Below are 14,785 nucleotides of genomic sequence, written 5' to 3' on the forward strand. Positions count from 1 at the left end.
AATATTTTTGATTCTTAAAGTTTGTTGAGATTCGACAATCGTCAGTTTTTTTGATATTATCTGGTGTTGTCGGTAATTTTTCTCACACTTATTCAATAGCAATGGAATTATCAGAACTAAAGAAAGATATAAGCACAATCTCTGAGCGCCTGGGTAAAACTCAGGACTATCTTTGACTTACCTAATCTCAACGCAAAAATTAGGGATTTAGAACAAGTTGCCGCACAACCAGAATTTTGGGAAACAGGAGAAAAGGCACAGGAAACTCTACAGCAATTAAATGATTTCAAGTCTTTATGGGATACATTTCATCAATGGCAAAGTAGTTTGGAAGATACGAAGGCGATTGTTGAGTTGTTAGAGATGGAATTAGACTCAGAATTATTTAACGAGGCTCAATGTAATTTAAAATCTCTTGCCCAAGATTTAGATAAATGGGAATTACAGCAATTATTGAGTGGAGTTTATGATCAAAAAGGTGCTATTCTAACAATTAATGCTGGTGCTGGTGGTACAGATGCTCAGGATTGGGCGCAAATGTTATTAAGAATGTACACCCGTTGGGCGGAAAATCAGAATTATCGGGTAACTTTGACGGAACTTTCCGAAGGGGATGAGGCAGGGATTAAGTCGGCAACTTTAGAGATAGATGGAAAATATGCTTTTGGTTATCTGAAGGGAGAAAAAGGGACTCATCGTCTAGTCAGAATTTCTCCTTATAATGCCAATGGAAAGCGTCAAACGAGCTTTGCTGGGGTGGATGTGATGCCTAGTTTGGGAGAGGAAGCCATTAAGGTTGATATTCCTGAAAAAGATTTAGAAATCACTACCTCTAGGGCAGGGGGGAAAGGAGGGCAGAATGTTAATAAGGTGGAAACGGCGGTGAGAATTGTTCATATTCCCACGGGTATAGCGGTCAGATGTACTCAGGAGCGATCGCAACTTCAAAATAAGGAAAAAGCCTTAGCTATTTTAAAGGGTAAACTTTTAGTTATTTTAGAGGAACAAAGGGCAAAAGCGATCGCAGATATTCGAGGGGATATAGTAGAAGCCGCTTGGGGTAATCAAATAAGAAATTATGTGTTTCATCCTTATCAATTAGTAAAAGATGTGCGCACCAATGTGGAAACAACCGCCGTCGATGATGTTTTAGATGGTAATTTAGAGGCTTTTATTGAAGCATATTTGAGGGAAGGCACAAATAATTAGGAATTGAGGTATTGGGGTATTGGAGTATTAGGAAGAAGTTCATTAAACACTTTTGCCTTTTGCCCTGTGCTGATGTTGCCCTTTTTACTATGCCCGTTACCCTTGTCTTAATTGCCGATTTAATTGTTAAATTTCAAAAAAAATTTCCATAATTTGCATAAATTTACATTTTGCCACTGATAAGTAAATAGCAAAGAAAAAATTAACTATCAATTATGGGAAACATCGTCGGAATTGACTTAGGCACAACCAACTCCGTTGCCGCCTTTAAATTTGCAGAAGCACAAGTCGTTAATGACCCTAAACATGGCACTTTAGTTAGATCTGTGGTATCTTTATCTAATAATAGTTTAATAGTAGGTCAAGAAGCCTATAATCAGCTATTACAAGATCCAGAAAACGTCATTATCTCCATCAAACGCTTAATGGGGCGTGGTTTTGGGGATGATGTGGTGCAACAACAGTTAAAAAACTTCGGTTATAAGATTACTCAATCCAGCGAAGGCACAGAAAACAGTATCTCTGTGTGGTTAGGAAGCAAAGAATATCAACCCGAAGACATTAGTGCAGAAATCCTCAAACAAGTAGTTAAAAATGCCCAAGCCTATCAGGAAAATATGGGGCAAACGGGCAATATTACTAAAGCCGTTATCACTATACCTGCTTACTTTAATGATAAACAACGTTACGCTACGGAAATCGCCTCTGTGAGGGCTGGTTTTGGAAAACCTATTTTATTACCTGAACCCACTGCGGCGGCTATTTCCTACGGTTTTAAGCCCGATAGCGATGATGTAAAAACTATCTTGGTATATGATTTTGGAGGCGGTACTTTTGACTCATCTTTAATTACGTCTGCTGGAAGTCAGTTTATCGAGTCGGGTAAAGCAGGAGATTTATGGTTAGGGGGAGATGATATTGATAACAGATTAGGGGAATTAGTTAAGCAAAAGGTAGCGAAGGAGGAGGGGTTAGATAATATAGATGGTTTAATCGCTAATATGCCCTATTATCAACAAGTTAGATTTAAAGCGGATTTGAAAATTGCGACGGAAAGGGCAAAAATTGATTTAAGCAGTAAAACCGAAGGGAAGATTAATCCTTCTACTCCTCTCCTTGATGAGTTTGGTATGGCTATCCCCATCGATGTAACCATTACAAGGGCAGAATTTGAGTACATGATTTTGCCTTTGGTGAAGCGTAGTATCGAAATTTGTCACGATGCCATTAAATATTCTGATTATCCTGCGGATATGATTGATATGGTGTTGATGGTAGGAGGTTCAAGTCAAATACCATTGGTACAAGAGGAGGTGAAAAAGGCTTTTGGAGATGATAAAGTAGTAGTGCATCCTCGCCCTATGTATGCTGTCGCAGAAGGTGCTGGTATTGTGTCTGCAGGTGTGACGGAAGTGGTTGGCACTGTATCCCGTGATTATTGTATCCAATTAGTGGATGATCCTCGTTATCAATTAATTAAGCAAGGGGATGTTTTGCCCATTCAAAAGAATCATACTTTCAAAACGGAAGGGGAAGGGCAAGAATTAATCCATTTTAAGTTTTTTAGCCCTGATGAGGTAAGGGAAGCCATTGATTTACGCAAAAATGATGAGCGTATTGGGGATATGTGGTTGGCGTTGGATAAGCCCTATCCAAAAGGAACAGAAGTTGATGTGATGGTAGAATTAGATGAGCAAAATTCTGCTTTAACCATGACTGCTTGTCTGAAAAATAATCCTTCTATTCGGGTTAGTGGTAGTTTTTCTAGGGGTAATCATGATGAAAAAATCAATCAAAAAGTGGAGGAGTTAATTCATAAACTCAATGAGGAAGGTGAATTAACGGAAATTGGGGTGCAACGTGCCAATGAATTAACAGGTGAGATTGTAAGGGCTTCAAATCAAATATATCTTAATGGGATTTTACAACGGGATAGACAACAGGTAGCCGAAGAAAAACTTAAGGAATTAGAGGCTTTTGCTTGTGGCGATCATGACACTATCTTGATGTATTTAAGAGATTTCAATTTTGCCTTAGAATTCTGTTCTCATATTATGCATGAGGATCAAGTTAACCGCCTAAAAAATTTAGTGTCAGAAATGCAGACGGCGGTTGATACCAATAATATTTCAGGGATGCAGAGATTAGCAGAAGATGGTAGTCGGGAATTTGATAATTTACCTGATTTAGTGCGTATTCTCTTGTTAATTCGTTTTGGTGTTGCCCGTGCCTGTCGTATTGCACCTGCACACGGTAAGGTTTTGGAAAGCAAGTTTATCAATCTTCTCGATGCGATGGAAAGGGGAGATGGTAATACGGGTGATCGCCTCTATCGTGAATTATTAGAGGAAATACGAGAATACATTGATCAAGATTTACCCACAGGAGTTGTTGCCACTGGCTTAACCCGTTAATTGTAAAAAAAAATTGTTGGGTTACACGTTGTTAACCCAACCTACAAAAATTATGGAGTTTTTATGACTGAGAAAATGAAGGAAAAATTTGATTATCATTCTATTGATTTAGACAAGGTAAAAATAGAGAAAGAAATACCTAATGAAAATAAAATAGTTGTTGGTAATATTACATATTCTCAAGAGACTATTTATGTTAATAGTTTTATCAAAAAGGTTTTTCCAACAATTCATTTTTTCTTGGGTATATGTGTAAGTTTTCTTTCTTTTTAAACAACAAAAAATAATCTTCTTTATTAAGATAAAATAATATGACTGAAAAATTAACTTGTCCAGTGTGCGATCGCACCGAAATTGACACGAATATTTGTCCTAATTGTGAGACAGATTTATCTACTATTAGACTGTTAAAAGAGTTGCCACAAATAGAAGAAAAAGACCAGAAAAAGTCACAAAAGTTATTGATAATTACTTTAGCTAGTGTGTTAATAATGGGTTTATTAGTAGGTAATGTAACAGGGTATTTTGTCTCAAGAAATAACTTTAATAACCGTTTACAAGTCATTAATCAGGAAAATAATCAATCCGTAGGGATAGCAGAAAAACCAGAAGTAATTAAACCCGAATTAAACTGGTGTGGAGGCTTTAATTATCGAGTTAAATCTGGTGATTCTCTTTATATGTTAGGGTTACGTTTTTATGGAGATAGTGACGGTTGGCAACTAATTTTCCACGCTAATCCCAGTATAAATGATCCTAAAAATCTACAAGTAGGGCAAGTAATTTTAATTCCGAATTTAACCGAATTATGTCAAACTAATCAATCTTATTTGCAGAGGTAATAAATATGAATATATTTAAAAGACTTAATATATTTTGGAATAATATCAAAAAAACATTTCCTTTATATAGACAATATAGATATTGTTTAACCTATAGCAATGATTTAAGACAATTACGAGAATTAGCAGTTAGTATTGAACAAATCTGGTTAAATACTAAGTATCAAAATAAATATATTTTTCTCCATAGTTTGGTTAATAAATTCATTTCAAATATTCAAAACAAGAGGTTAGAATATAGTAAAAAAATTACCACTGCAGAAAACTGGGTTGCAGAAGCAAATAGAATTTTTGAATTTATAAAAGATGATCCTTTTAACATTAATGATTTATCTCAAGCTATTAATTTATATCATAAGGCAAATGAGCTTTTCTTCGACAAAAATTTTATGATTAGTGAAGATAATTTAAGAGAAATTTTAGCGAATCGCAAAAAATTTATTAACCTTTATCAAAAGGGAAAAGAAAAAGCTAGTCAGGGATATTATAAAGAAGGATTATCATTATTAAATGAAGCAAAAAATCTTTTTTATCCTGATAAATTAGCCCGAAGAATTAGTCAATTTCAAGACAAAATAAAATTTGAGGAAGAGTATGAAGAAAATTTACTCAAAACTAAAGAATTAGCCAGAGAAGGTAATTTTCTTTCTGCTTATAATCAACTGCAATTAGCCTTAGATAAATTTCAGCGTCAAGATGGTAATGAATTGAGAGAAAAGTTACAGATAGTTATTGATGCAAAAACTGATTATCGACAGGGTTTAATGGCAGAAAAAATAGATAATTTTCTCCTTGCAAAAAAACAATATTTATCGGCTTTATCTAAATTACCTCAGTTAACTGACGCTAATTATCGTTTAGCGTTGATTGATATTAAACAACATAATTTTACTTCTGCTTTATCTTACTTAGAGAATTTAGAGGAAGAAAAGGCAAGTTATTTGAGAGGTTTTATTTATCTGCAAAAAAATGACTATCATAATGCGGTAAAAGAATGGAAATTAGTGAATAATTCTCTTGTAAATAATGACAAAGAATCACTAAAAACCCTAATTCAAAGAAACAAATTACAAATCATCAAACATATCGAAGATTTAGTTAGTGAGGAGAAGTATCAAGAAGCAAAAATTTGCTCTGAAAATCTCCTCAAACAATACGGTTATGATCCTAAAATAGACCATAATTTAAACAAGCATATTCAACCTGCTTTACAGCATCAATTATGGCAATCTCAAGATTTAATTCAGATTATAACTCAATTAGAGCAGGAATTTAAACAGAATCCTAATTTAACTACTTTACATAATATGGTGATCGCACTTTATTATCAAGCCCAATTAGATGAAAATTATATCGAAAGATGGATTAATTGTTGGATGACAGTATTGTTAAATATCAACAAAAGTGAGGTTTTTCAGAATCTATCTTGGTTGAATGTGAAAGAGATTAACTATGATAAAATGAGGGATGATTTGATTAAAATAGTAGAAGGTGCGATCGACAAATATAAAGATAATAACCTAGATAAATATTATCAATTTAGGGATATATTGAGAAGGGAAAATCTAGCTTTAGAATTAATCGGTAATCCTCCTAAGACGGGAATAAAAATCAAACAAATATTTATCACTCCCGGATTTTATCTACAACATCAAACACAATTAAAAAGCATTCAATTAAAAACAGATAAACTGTCAACTTTATTTACTGATTGGGGTTTAGCCGTTGCCGCTTGTCTGAAAAACGATACAGAAAGGGCGATTAAAATTAAACCATCTCAACAACATTCATCAGGAGTAGAAAAACTAGCCTATCATTTAATCAACTATTATGAGGGGTGTTATTATCTCCAACATCATAGCTGGAGAAAAGCAAAAAATCCCTTAGAAATTTCTCAAACAGAAATTAAAAATAATCGTGATTGGGTGACAAATATTAATAATCTCTGTGAAAAACAAAGACAAAAAATAGAGGAAAATAAAGAACATTTAGAGTTTGCTCAATTCTGGTATGATTTATTAAAATCAAATCAATCCGCTAGTTATTTAGCAGAATTTAAAGCGAGGGAAATTTCTCAACAAGTAGCTGATGATAAAATATCTTTTTCTCAAGCTATAAATAAACTAAAAGATGTACAAAATATTGATAAAAATAATCCTTTAGTTATAGATTTATTGAGTAGATTAGAATATAGTATAGAAGCCGAAGAAGTTAGTAAATTAATTCAACAAAATAAATTTGAAGAAGTAGTTAGAAAATTAAAATACTCATCTAATCAAGAATTAAAATATAATGTAGCTTCCATGTTTATTGAAGCGGTAATTAAAGGTGCAAATAAGGCTTATTTAACCTATGAAGAAAAACAGGGATTAAGGGATATTGCTTATTGGGCGTATCAAATTTGCCCCTATGAATCAGATTTTCAAGAAATTTATCGTGCTTTAGGAATTATTTAGTATATTTTTATTTGTTTAATTATGGGAAACATAGTCGGAATCGATTTAGGCACAACTAACTCCGTTGCCGCTTTCAAATTGACAGAGGCACAAGTAGTTAATGATCCTAAACATGGCACTTTAGTTAAATCTGTGGTATCTTTATCGAATAATAGTTTAATAGTAGGTCAAGAAGCCTATAATCAACTATTACAAGATCCAGAAAACGTTATTATTGGCATCAGGAATTTATTAGGGCGTAGTTTTTCCGATCAAATAGCACAGATATACATAAAGACATTTGGTTATAAAATTACCCCTTCCACAGAGAATAAGGAAAATATATCTATTTGGCTTGGCGGTAAAGAGTATCAACCAGAAGATATTGTCGCAGAAATCCTCAAACAAGTGGTTAAAAATGCCCAAGCCTATCAAGAAAACATGGGGCAACCGGGCAATATTACCAAAGCCGTTATAACTATACCTGCTTACTTTAATGATAAACAACGGTACGCCACGGAAATTGCCTCTGTGAGGGCTGGTTTAGAAAAACCCGTTTTATTACCTGAACCCACGGCGGCGGCTATTTCCTTCGGTTTTAAGCCCGATAGCGATGATGTTAAAACCATCTTGGTATATGATTTTGGAGGCAACACTTTTGACTCAACTTTAATTACGTCTGCTGGAAGTCAGTTTATCGAATCGGGTAAAGCAGGGGATTTATGGTTAGGGGGATATGATATTGATAACAGATTAGGGGAATTAGTTAAGCAAAAGGTAGCGAAGGAGGAAGGATTAGATAATATAGATGGTTTAATCGCTAATATGCCCTATTATCAACAAGTAAGGTTTAAAGCGGATTGGAAAATCTATATCGAAAGGGCAAAAATTGATTTAAGTAGTAAAACGGAAGCGAAGGTTAATCCTTCTACTCCTCTCCTCGATGAGTCTGGTATGGCTATCCCCATCGATGTAACCATTACAAGGAAAGAATTTGAGGCGATGATTTTTCCTTTAGTGAAGCGTAGTATCGAAATTTGTCACGATGCTATTAAATATTCTGATTATCCTGCGGATATGATTGATATGGTTTTGATGGTGGGAGGTTCAAGTCAGATACCATTAGTACAAGAGGAGGTGAAAAAGGCTTTTGGAAATAATAAAGTAGTAGTGCATCCTCGCCCAATGTATGCTGTTGCCGAAGGTGCAGGTATTGTGTCTGCTGGTGTCACGGAAGTGGTTGGCACTGTTTCCCGTGATTATTGTATCCAATTAGTGGATGATCCTTGTTATCAATTGATTAAGCAAGGAGAAGTTTTACCTATTCATAAAATTGTAACTTTAAAAACTGCTTCAGAAGGAAAAAGACTAATTCGTTATCAGCTATTTAGCCCCGGTGAGGTAAGGGAAGGCATTGATTTACGAAAAAATGATGAGTTTTTAGGTAATTTATGGTTTATTTTAGATCCATCATATTCCAAAGAAACCGAAATAAATTTGATATTGGAATTAGATGAAAGAAATTCTGCTTTAACTATTACTGTCACTCTCAAGGATAATCTTTCTATACCACTTAATTCTATTTTTTCTAGGGGTGATAAAAGAGATGAAATTTTATTAGAAATTGACAGAATATTAGATCAATTAAAAAAAAAGAGTTGGTATAGCTTTTTAAATTTAGCTTATGACATAGCAATTCAAACAACTAAATTATACATAAATGAAACATTACAAACAAAAATTTTACAAGAAATTGAAGAAAAATTAAAGGATTTAAAAAATATGATAACTTCCCTAAACAATAACAATAATCTAAGTCAAATGAAATCTACTTTGTACCATCTAAATATAATGCCTAATCCTTATGATGTTTTAGAAGTATCTCCTGCAGCTTCTAATGCAGAAATAACCAAAGCCTTTGCAATGGCAATGAAGAAAAAGAAATATAATCCTAAACAAATTGCCGAAGCCAGAAAGCAATTAATGGATAGTCAACAACGTTTGATAGCAGATTTTCTTCGCCCTAATTTGCCCTTAATTCAACGGTTAAAATATTATGATTTATCCCCTTTAAATGAACCTATACCTATGATTAATTTAATCCCTGAATTTGATAATTTAGATCAAGCATATCAAAATACTGAAATAATCACAGAAGAAGATAAAAAAATAGGACAAGAATTATTTAATTAAATAAACTCTTAAAACTATCAATAAAACATAAAATAACAACAAAGCAAAATTATGGAACAATATCAAGAAAACTTACAGCTATCCTTACAACAAAGAGATAAATTATTAACTGAAATAACTCAATTATTGAAAAGCAAGACAAAATTAGAGCAAACTGTCAAAATCCAGCAACAGGAAAACGAAGCAGAAAATGAGGCTTTATATAGTGAATTATTGGATATATTTGATAGTTTAGAGTTTTTAATTAATTATTTAGATAGTAATTTGCAAGAAGAAAACTTTAACCCCAAAGCCTTTAAAAGATTGCCTAAATTTGTCGGCAGTATGCAAGAAAAGTTATTAACTATTTTATCCCGTAGAGAAGTAGAAAAAATCGATTTTAATGGGGTGACTCCTGATTTTAGTATCTGTAAAGTGGTAGATAGAGAAATTCGGGAAGATATACCAGAACAAACTATCACAAAAATTGTCCGTCAAGGTTTCAAAATTAAAGAAAAAGTATTGCGTTATGTAGAGGTGATAACAGCTAAATAGTAGATGAAAAGTTGCGTTGTAGGGGTGGTTTCAAATTTTAGGTCGTTGATGTCAAGTTAAGTATCAGTCAATCAAGGATTTTTTCTACACTTCCTAAATATATCTCAATTAACCATAACAAAAAATTAGAGAAAAGGTTAGAAGTCCAGAGCAATGATATATTAATGGCAGATCAAATAGATTTAATCAAATTGCGATTGTCATGAGTATCAAAACAGTTTCTACTCAACCTTTTTTAGATCAAAAACCCGGTACTTCTGGTTTAAGAAAATCAGTACAGGTATTTCAAAAACCTCATTATTTAGAAAATTTCATTCAGTCTATTTTTGACAGTTTAGAAAATTTACAGGGTCAAACTCTTGTTTTGGGTGGAGATGGTCGCTATTATAATCGTCAAGCGATTCAAACCATTCTCAAAATGGCGGCGGCGAATGGTGTGGGTAGAATTTTAGTTGGTTGTAACGGTATTTTATCCACCCCTGCGGCTTCTTGTGTAATTCGTGGCAATGGTGCTTATGGGGGAATTATTCTTTCTGCGTCTCATAACCCCGGCGGTATTGATGGGGATTTTGGGGTTAAATATAACATTAGCAATGGTGGCCCCGCTCCGGAAAAAGTCACTGAGGCAATTTTTGCTCGTACTCAAGTTATAGATCAATATCAGATTTTAGAATCGGCAGACATTAACTTAGATCATATTGGCTCTTTTAAATTAGGCACAATGGAAGTGGAAGTTATTGATCCTGTTAAGCCTTATTTAGAGTTAATGGAGTCTTTATTTGACTTTGACTTATTACACAAATGTCTCACCAGTGGTAATTTTACCATGTGTATGGATTCTCTCCATGCGGTAACAGGTCCTTACGCTAAGGCAATTTTTGAGAATAGACTCGGTGCGCCAGAAGGCACAGTTATTAATGGTGAACCTTTGGAGGATTTTGGAGGAGGACATCCTGATCCTAATTTAGTTTATGCAAAAACCTTAGTTGATAAGCTCTTTGGCAATAATGCCCCTGATTTTGGTGCGGCTTCTGATGGAGATGGCGATCGCAATATGATTTTAGGTCGTAATTTCTTTGTTAATCCTAGTGATAGTTTAGCTATTTTAACCGCCAATGCCCATTTAGTGCCGGGTTATAAAGATGGTTTAAAAGGCGTAGCGCGATCGATGCCTACCAGTGGTGCGGTGGATAGAGTAGCAGAAAAACTAGGAATTGACTGTTATGAAACCCCTACAGGTTGGAAGTTTTTTGGGAACTTACTAGATGCAGAAAAGGCAACCCTTTGCGGAGAAGAAAGTTTTGGTACTGGTTCAAACCATGTGCGGGAAAAAGATGGTTTATGGGCGGTGCTTTTCTGGTTAAATATCGTTGCTGTCAGAGGAGAATCTGTTGAACAGATAGTAAAATCTCATTGGCAAGAATACGGACGCAATTTTTATTCTCGTCATGACTATGAAGAAGTAGCTTCCGATGGTGCAAAAGCCTTAGTAGATCATGTATATAGCCAGTTTGATAATTTGAAAGGTAAGCAATTTGGACAATATACCGTTGCCTATGCCGATGATTTCAGCTACACTGATCCAGTTGATGGAAGTGTCAGCAAAAATCAAGGGTTGCGAATCGGCTTTACTGATGGTTCAAGAATTATATTCCGTCTCTCTGGCACAGGTACAAAAGGAGCAACTTTAAGGGTATATTTAGAAAGTTATGAAGCCGATGTTAGTAAACATGATCTTGATACACAAGTGGCTTTAAGAGAATTAATTGACATTGCAGAGGAAATCGCCCAAATTAAGAAATTCACTAACAGAAATCAGCCCACTGTTATCACCTAGTTGGTAAAGGGTTCAGGGTTATGAAAGAGGTGTCAGGTGTCAGGTGTCAGGTTGCAGGTGTTTTTGTTTTTTCTTATTTACCATTGTCTTTTTTATCTTAACTCCGAACTCCGAACTCAAATGTTTGCCCTTTACCCTTCACCTAATTATTAATTGATGATTATTAATTGATGTCTGGGGCTTTTAACGCTACCCATTGGGATTGATTCTGAGCGGTTTTGGTTTCCTGCAAACTCGGTACAGACTGACGTAGTAAGGCAGTTAATTGATTGGTTGTGGCATCATAAATTTGTGTAACTATTTTGGGATATAATCCAATACCGATAATAGGAATTAAGAGACAAGCAATGATAAATACTTCTCTTGGTTCAGCATCGATTAAGTTTGTATGGGATACCAACTCTTCATTTTCTGGCCCATAAAGCATTTCTCTAAGCATAGATAAGAGATAAATGGGAGTTAGAATTACACCCACCGCCGCCAATGAAACCATAATTACTTTAAACGTGAGGTTATAAGCATCGCTGGTGGCAAAGCCGATAAATACCATTAATTCTGCTACAAAACCGCTCATACCGGGTAATGCAAGGGATGCAAGGGAACAAGTTGTCCACATAGCAAAGATTTTTTTCATTTTCTGTCCCACTCCCCCCATTTCGTCTAACATAAGGGTATGGGTGCGATCGTAGGTTGCTCCCACCATAAAGAATAAACTTGCCCCAATTAAACCATGGGAAATCATCTGTAACATAGCACCACTTAAACCAATGTCAGTGAAAGAAGCGATACCAATTAACACAAATCCCATGTGAGAGATAGAGGAATAGGCGATTTTTCTTTTTAGATTTCGTTGAGCAAAGGAAGTAAAGGCGGCATAAATAATATTCACTACCCCCAAGATAATTAGAATCGGTGCAAATACTGCGTGCGCATCAGGTAACATTCCTGCATTCATCCTAATTAGGGCATAACCGCCCATTTTTAAGAGAATACCTGCTAGTAGCATATGAGCGGGGGCGGTAGCTTCTCCGTGAGCATCGGGCAACCATGTGTGAAGGGGGAATATCGGTAATTTTACTCCGTAGGCAATTAAAAAACCTCCGTAAAGTAACAGTTGTAAATTTAAACCAAAATCCTTGGATGCGATCGCACTCATATCAAAAGTAACGGTATCGCCATAAAAAGCCATGGTTAAAGCCGCCACAAGGATAAATAAAGAGCCTCCTGCAGTATAAAGGATAAATTTGGTCGCCGCATATAAACGCTTCTTACCGCCCCATATAGATAGGATTAGATAAACAGGGACTAATTCCAATTCCCAGACCAAAAAGAAAAGTAACATATCCTGCACAGCAAAGACAGCAATCTGCCCGCCATACATTGCCAACATCAGAAAATAAAACAATTTTGGCTTGAAAGAGACAGGCCACGCCGCCATAATCGCCAAAGTGGTGATAAATCCTGTCAGAATAATTAAGGGCATAGATAAACCATCCGCCCCTACAGACCATTTTAAGTCAATGTCAGGAATCCAAGTATAACTTTCTACCAGTTGTAAATTAGGATTGCTTAAGTCATAACCTTGATAAAAAGCATAGACAATGAGGACAAAATCAATTAATCCCACTGTCAAGGCGTACCACCTAACGGTTTTGCCGTCTTTATCGGGAATAACAAATACAAATAGCGAGGCAACTATGGGGAAAAGAATAATAGTTGTTAGCCAAGGAAAATTTATTAAATCCATTCTGAAATTACTATTTTTATCTTGATTTTCTGAATATGTAAATTAATGTCTATGATTTCAACCTTAATGATTGAAAGACATCAATAACAAAATCTTGAACCTATACCAACAATCTAGCAAGATTTCTTGAAGATCTAACTATTCATAATGTTAAGTTTTGTTTTTACTAGAAAAAGAAAGTCTCTAATTTTTCTAAATTTAAGTAGAAGAAAAAAATAGTGTTCCAGATAACAATTTCTTGACCTATTAGAGTTAAGATTAAGTAAAGGTAAAATAGAGATTTTCCATGATTTTGCTAACACAACCCACAATTTCCCCTCAGCGTCAGTATAATCTTGATTTGAATGTGATTCCATTTAACAATGGACTGACTCTAATTCATCAACAAATACCCTCGAGTCAAGTGGTTGTTGCCGATGTTTGGGTGAATGCGGGAGTAACCTCAGAACCAGAATCATGGTCTGGGATTTCTCATTTTTTAGAACATATGATCTTTAAGGGAACAAAAAATATTTTACCAGGAGATTTTGATTATGTAGTGGAGAATAGTGGCGGTTGTGCTAATGCAGCAACAAGTTACGATTATACTCATTTCTTTTTAACCACTGCCCCTCAATATTTACCAAAAACCTTACCTTACTTGGCAGAAATTCTTTTACAGGCGGAAATCCCTGAAGATGAGTTTTATATCGAGAGAGATGTCGTTTTAGAGGAAATTCGCTCTAGTTATGATGATTATGACTGGATTATCTTGCAAACGGTAGCAACTATTCTTTATCAACATCACCCCTATCGTCGTTCAGTTTTAGGGGAAGAACCTTTATTATTAGAAAATACCCCCAATCGTATGCGTTGTTATCATCGCACCCACTATCAACCAGAAAATATGAATATCGTTTTGGTGGGAAATATTGATCGTCGTTCGGCTACATCCCTTGTAGAAAGATACTTCCAAGATTTTTCTATAAGATCAGAATGTCCTACCGTTAATTTTGACAGTGAGCCTCCCTTGGTGGATATTCGCCGTGAAAAACTATACTTACCACGTTTAGAAAATCCTCGACAAGTCATGGCATGGGCAGGCCCCGGTATTGAAAATTTAGAGGGTGCGATCGCACTTGATTTATTATCCATCATCTTAGCAGGAGGAAGAACATCTCGCCTAGTCAGAAAACTTAAAGATGAATTGGGATTAGTATTTGATATTTGTTGCCATTTCTCCCTGCAAAAACATTCTAGTTTATTCACTGTAACCGCTTATTTATCAGGGAATCATAATCCGAGGGTTGAAGAATTAATCAGACAGGAAATTTCTCGCTTACACCAAGAAGCAATTACAGAAAACGAGCTAAAAAATTGTCAGAGGATTTTATGTCATGACTATATATTCTCTACTGAAACACCAGAACAATTGTCCGCTTTATATGGTTATTATCAAATTTTAGATAAGGCGAATTTAGCTCTTCAATATCCCCATGTTGTCAAGAATTTAACCGCAGAGAAGTTGCAGGGGTATGCACGTCAATATCTTTCTCCCGAATATTATGCTATCTGTGACGCTTATCCTTGTTAAT

At 35.0% G+C, this 14,785-nt stretch carries 10 protein-coding genes; 9 read left to right on the forward strand and 1 reads right to left on the reverse strand.

Annotation, left to right across the window (positions count from 1 at the left end; translation table 11 throughout):
- Positions 1–101 precede the first annotated feature (101 nt).
- From prfB to Dongsha4_RS09405, 8 genes are all read left to right on the forward strand, one after another.
- Positions 102–1,209 (forward strand): peptide chain release factor 2 gene (gene prfB, locus Dongsha4_RS09370; RefSeq protein ID WP_330202147.1). Its coding sequence is split into 2 segments (ribosomal slippage): positions 102–173 and positions 175–1,209, totalling 1,107 coding nucleotides; the frame shifts between segments, so codons are not numbered across the junction.
- 215 nt (positions 1,210–1,424) lie between these two features.
- Complete coding sequence (locus Dongsha4_RS09375; protein WP_330202148.1) at positions 1,425–3,623, forward strand: Hsp70 family protein; 2,199 nt, start codon at positions 1,425–1,427, stop codon at positions 3,621–3,623.
- A gap of 63 nt (positions 3,624–3,686) precedes the next feature.
- Positions 3,687–3,896 carry a hypothetical protein gene (locus Dongsha4_RS09380; RefSeq protein ID WP_330202149.1) on the forward strand — a complete coding sequence of 70 codons (210 nt, stop codon included), beginning with the start codon at positions 3,687–3,689 and terminating at the stop codon, positions 3,894–3,896.
- A 38-nt stretch (positions 3,897–3,934) separates the two neighbouring features.
- On the forward strand, positions 3,935–4,465 hold the full coding sequence (locus tag Dongsha4_RS09385) for a LysM peptidoglycan-binding domain-containing protein (protein ID WP_330202150.1): 531 nt from the start codon (positions 3,935–3,937) through the stop codon (positions 4,463–4,465).
- 5 nt (positions 4,466–4,470) lie between these two features.
- On the forward strand, positions 4,471–6,921 hold the full coding sequence (locus Dongsha4_RS09390) for a peptidase M, neutral zinc metallopeptidase, zinc-binding site (RefSeq protein WP_330202151.1): 2,451 nt from the start codon (positions 4,471–4,473) through the stop codon (positions 6,919–6,921).
- Positions 6,922–6,942: 21 nt separating this feature from the next.
- A complete protein-coding gene (locus Dongsha4_RS09395) occupies positions 6,943–9,093 on the forward strand; it encodes an Hsp70 family protein (RefSeq protein ID WP_330202152.1) in 2,151 nt (716 codons plus the stop codon).
- 51 nt (positions 9,094–9,144) lie between these two features.
- Complete coding sequence (locus Dongsha4_RS09400) at positions 9,145–9,627, forward strand: nucleotide exchange factor GrpE (protein ID WP_330202153.1); 483 nt, start codon at positions 9,145–9,147, stop codon at positions 9,625–9,627.
- Between the two features lie 202 nt (positions 9,628–9,829).
- Complete coding sequence (locus Dongsha4_RS09405; protein ID WP_330202154.1) at positions 9,830–11,464, forward strand: alpha-D-glucose phosphate-specific phosphoglucomutase; 1,635 nt, start codon at positions 9,830–9,832, stop codon at positions 11,462–11,464.
- Positions 11,465–11,627: 163 nt separating this feature from the next.
- Here Dongsha4_RS09405 and ndhD1 read toward each other — a convergent pair whose 3' ends face one another.
- Positions 11,628–13,211 (reverse strand): photosynthetic/respiratory NAD(P)H-quinone oxidoreductase subunit D1, encoded by a 1,584-nt coding sequence (gene ndhD1 / locus Dongsha4_RS09410; RefSeq protein ID WP_155083239.1) that lies wholly within the window; start codon positions 13,209–13,211, stop codon positions 11,628–11,630.
- 286 nt (positions 13,212–13,497) lie between these two features.
- Between ndhD1 and Dongsha4_RS09415 the strand changes: the two genes are divergently transcribed.
- A complete protein-coding gene (locus tag Dongsha4_RS09415; protein ID WP_330202155.1) occupies positions 13,498–14,784 on the forward strand; it encodes a pitrilysin family protein in 1,287 nt (428 codons plus the stop codon).
- The last annotated feature ends 1 nt before the right edge of the window (position 14,785 follow it).

The sequence above is a fragment of the Cyanobacterium sp. Dongsha4 genome (genome assembly GCF_036345015.1).
Classification (GTDB): domain Bacteria; phylum Cyanobacteriota; class Cyanobacteriia; order Cyanobacteriales; family Cyanobacteriaceae; genus PCC-10605.

Bases quoted from the DNA above. Each gene is read 5' to 3' on its own strand.
- ndhD1 (WP_155083239.1), bottom strand. From the start codon at position 13,211: ATGGATTTAATAAATTTTCCTTGGCTAACAACTATTATTCTTTTCCCC.
- Dongsha4_RS09375 (WP_330202148.1), top strand. From the start codon at position 1,425: ATGGGAAACATCGTCGGAATTGACTTAGGCACAACCAACTCCGTTGCC.
- Dongsha4_RS09415 (WP_330202155.1), top strand. From the start codon at position 13,498: ATGATTTTGCTAACACAACCCACAATTTCCCCTCAGCGTCAGTATAAT.
- Dongsha4_RS09395 (WP_330202152.1), top strand. From the start codon at position 6,943: ATGGGAAACATAGTCGGAATCGATTTAGGCACAACTAACTCCGTTGCC.
- Dongsha4_RS09380 (WP_330202149.1), top strand. From the start codon at position 3,687: ATGACTGAGAAAATGAAGGAAAAATTTGATTATCATTCTATTGATTTA.
- Dongsha4_RS09405 (WP_330202154.1), top strand. From the start codon at position 9,830: ATGAGTATCAAAACAGTTTCTACTCAACCTTTTTTAGATCAAAAACCC.
- Dongsha4_RS09400 (WP_330202153.1), top strand. From the start codon at position 9,145: ATGGAACAATATCAAGAAAACTTACAGCTATCCTTACAACAAAGAGAT.
- Dongsha4_RS09390 (WP_330202151.1), top strand. From the start codon at position 4,471: ATGAATATATTTAAAAGACTTAATATATTTTGGAATAATATCAAAAAA.
- Dongsha4_RS09385 (WP_330202150.1), top strand. From the start codon at position 3,935: ATGACTGAAAAATTAACTTGTCCAGTGTGCGATCGCACCGAAATTGAC.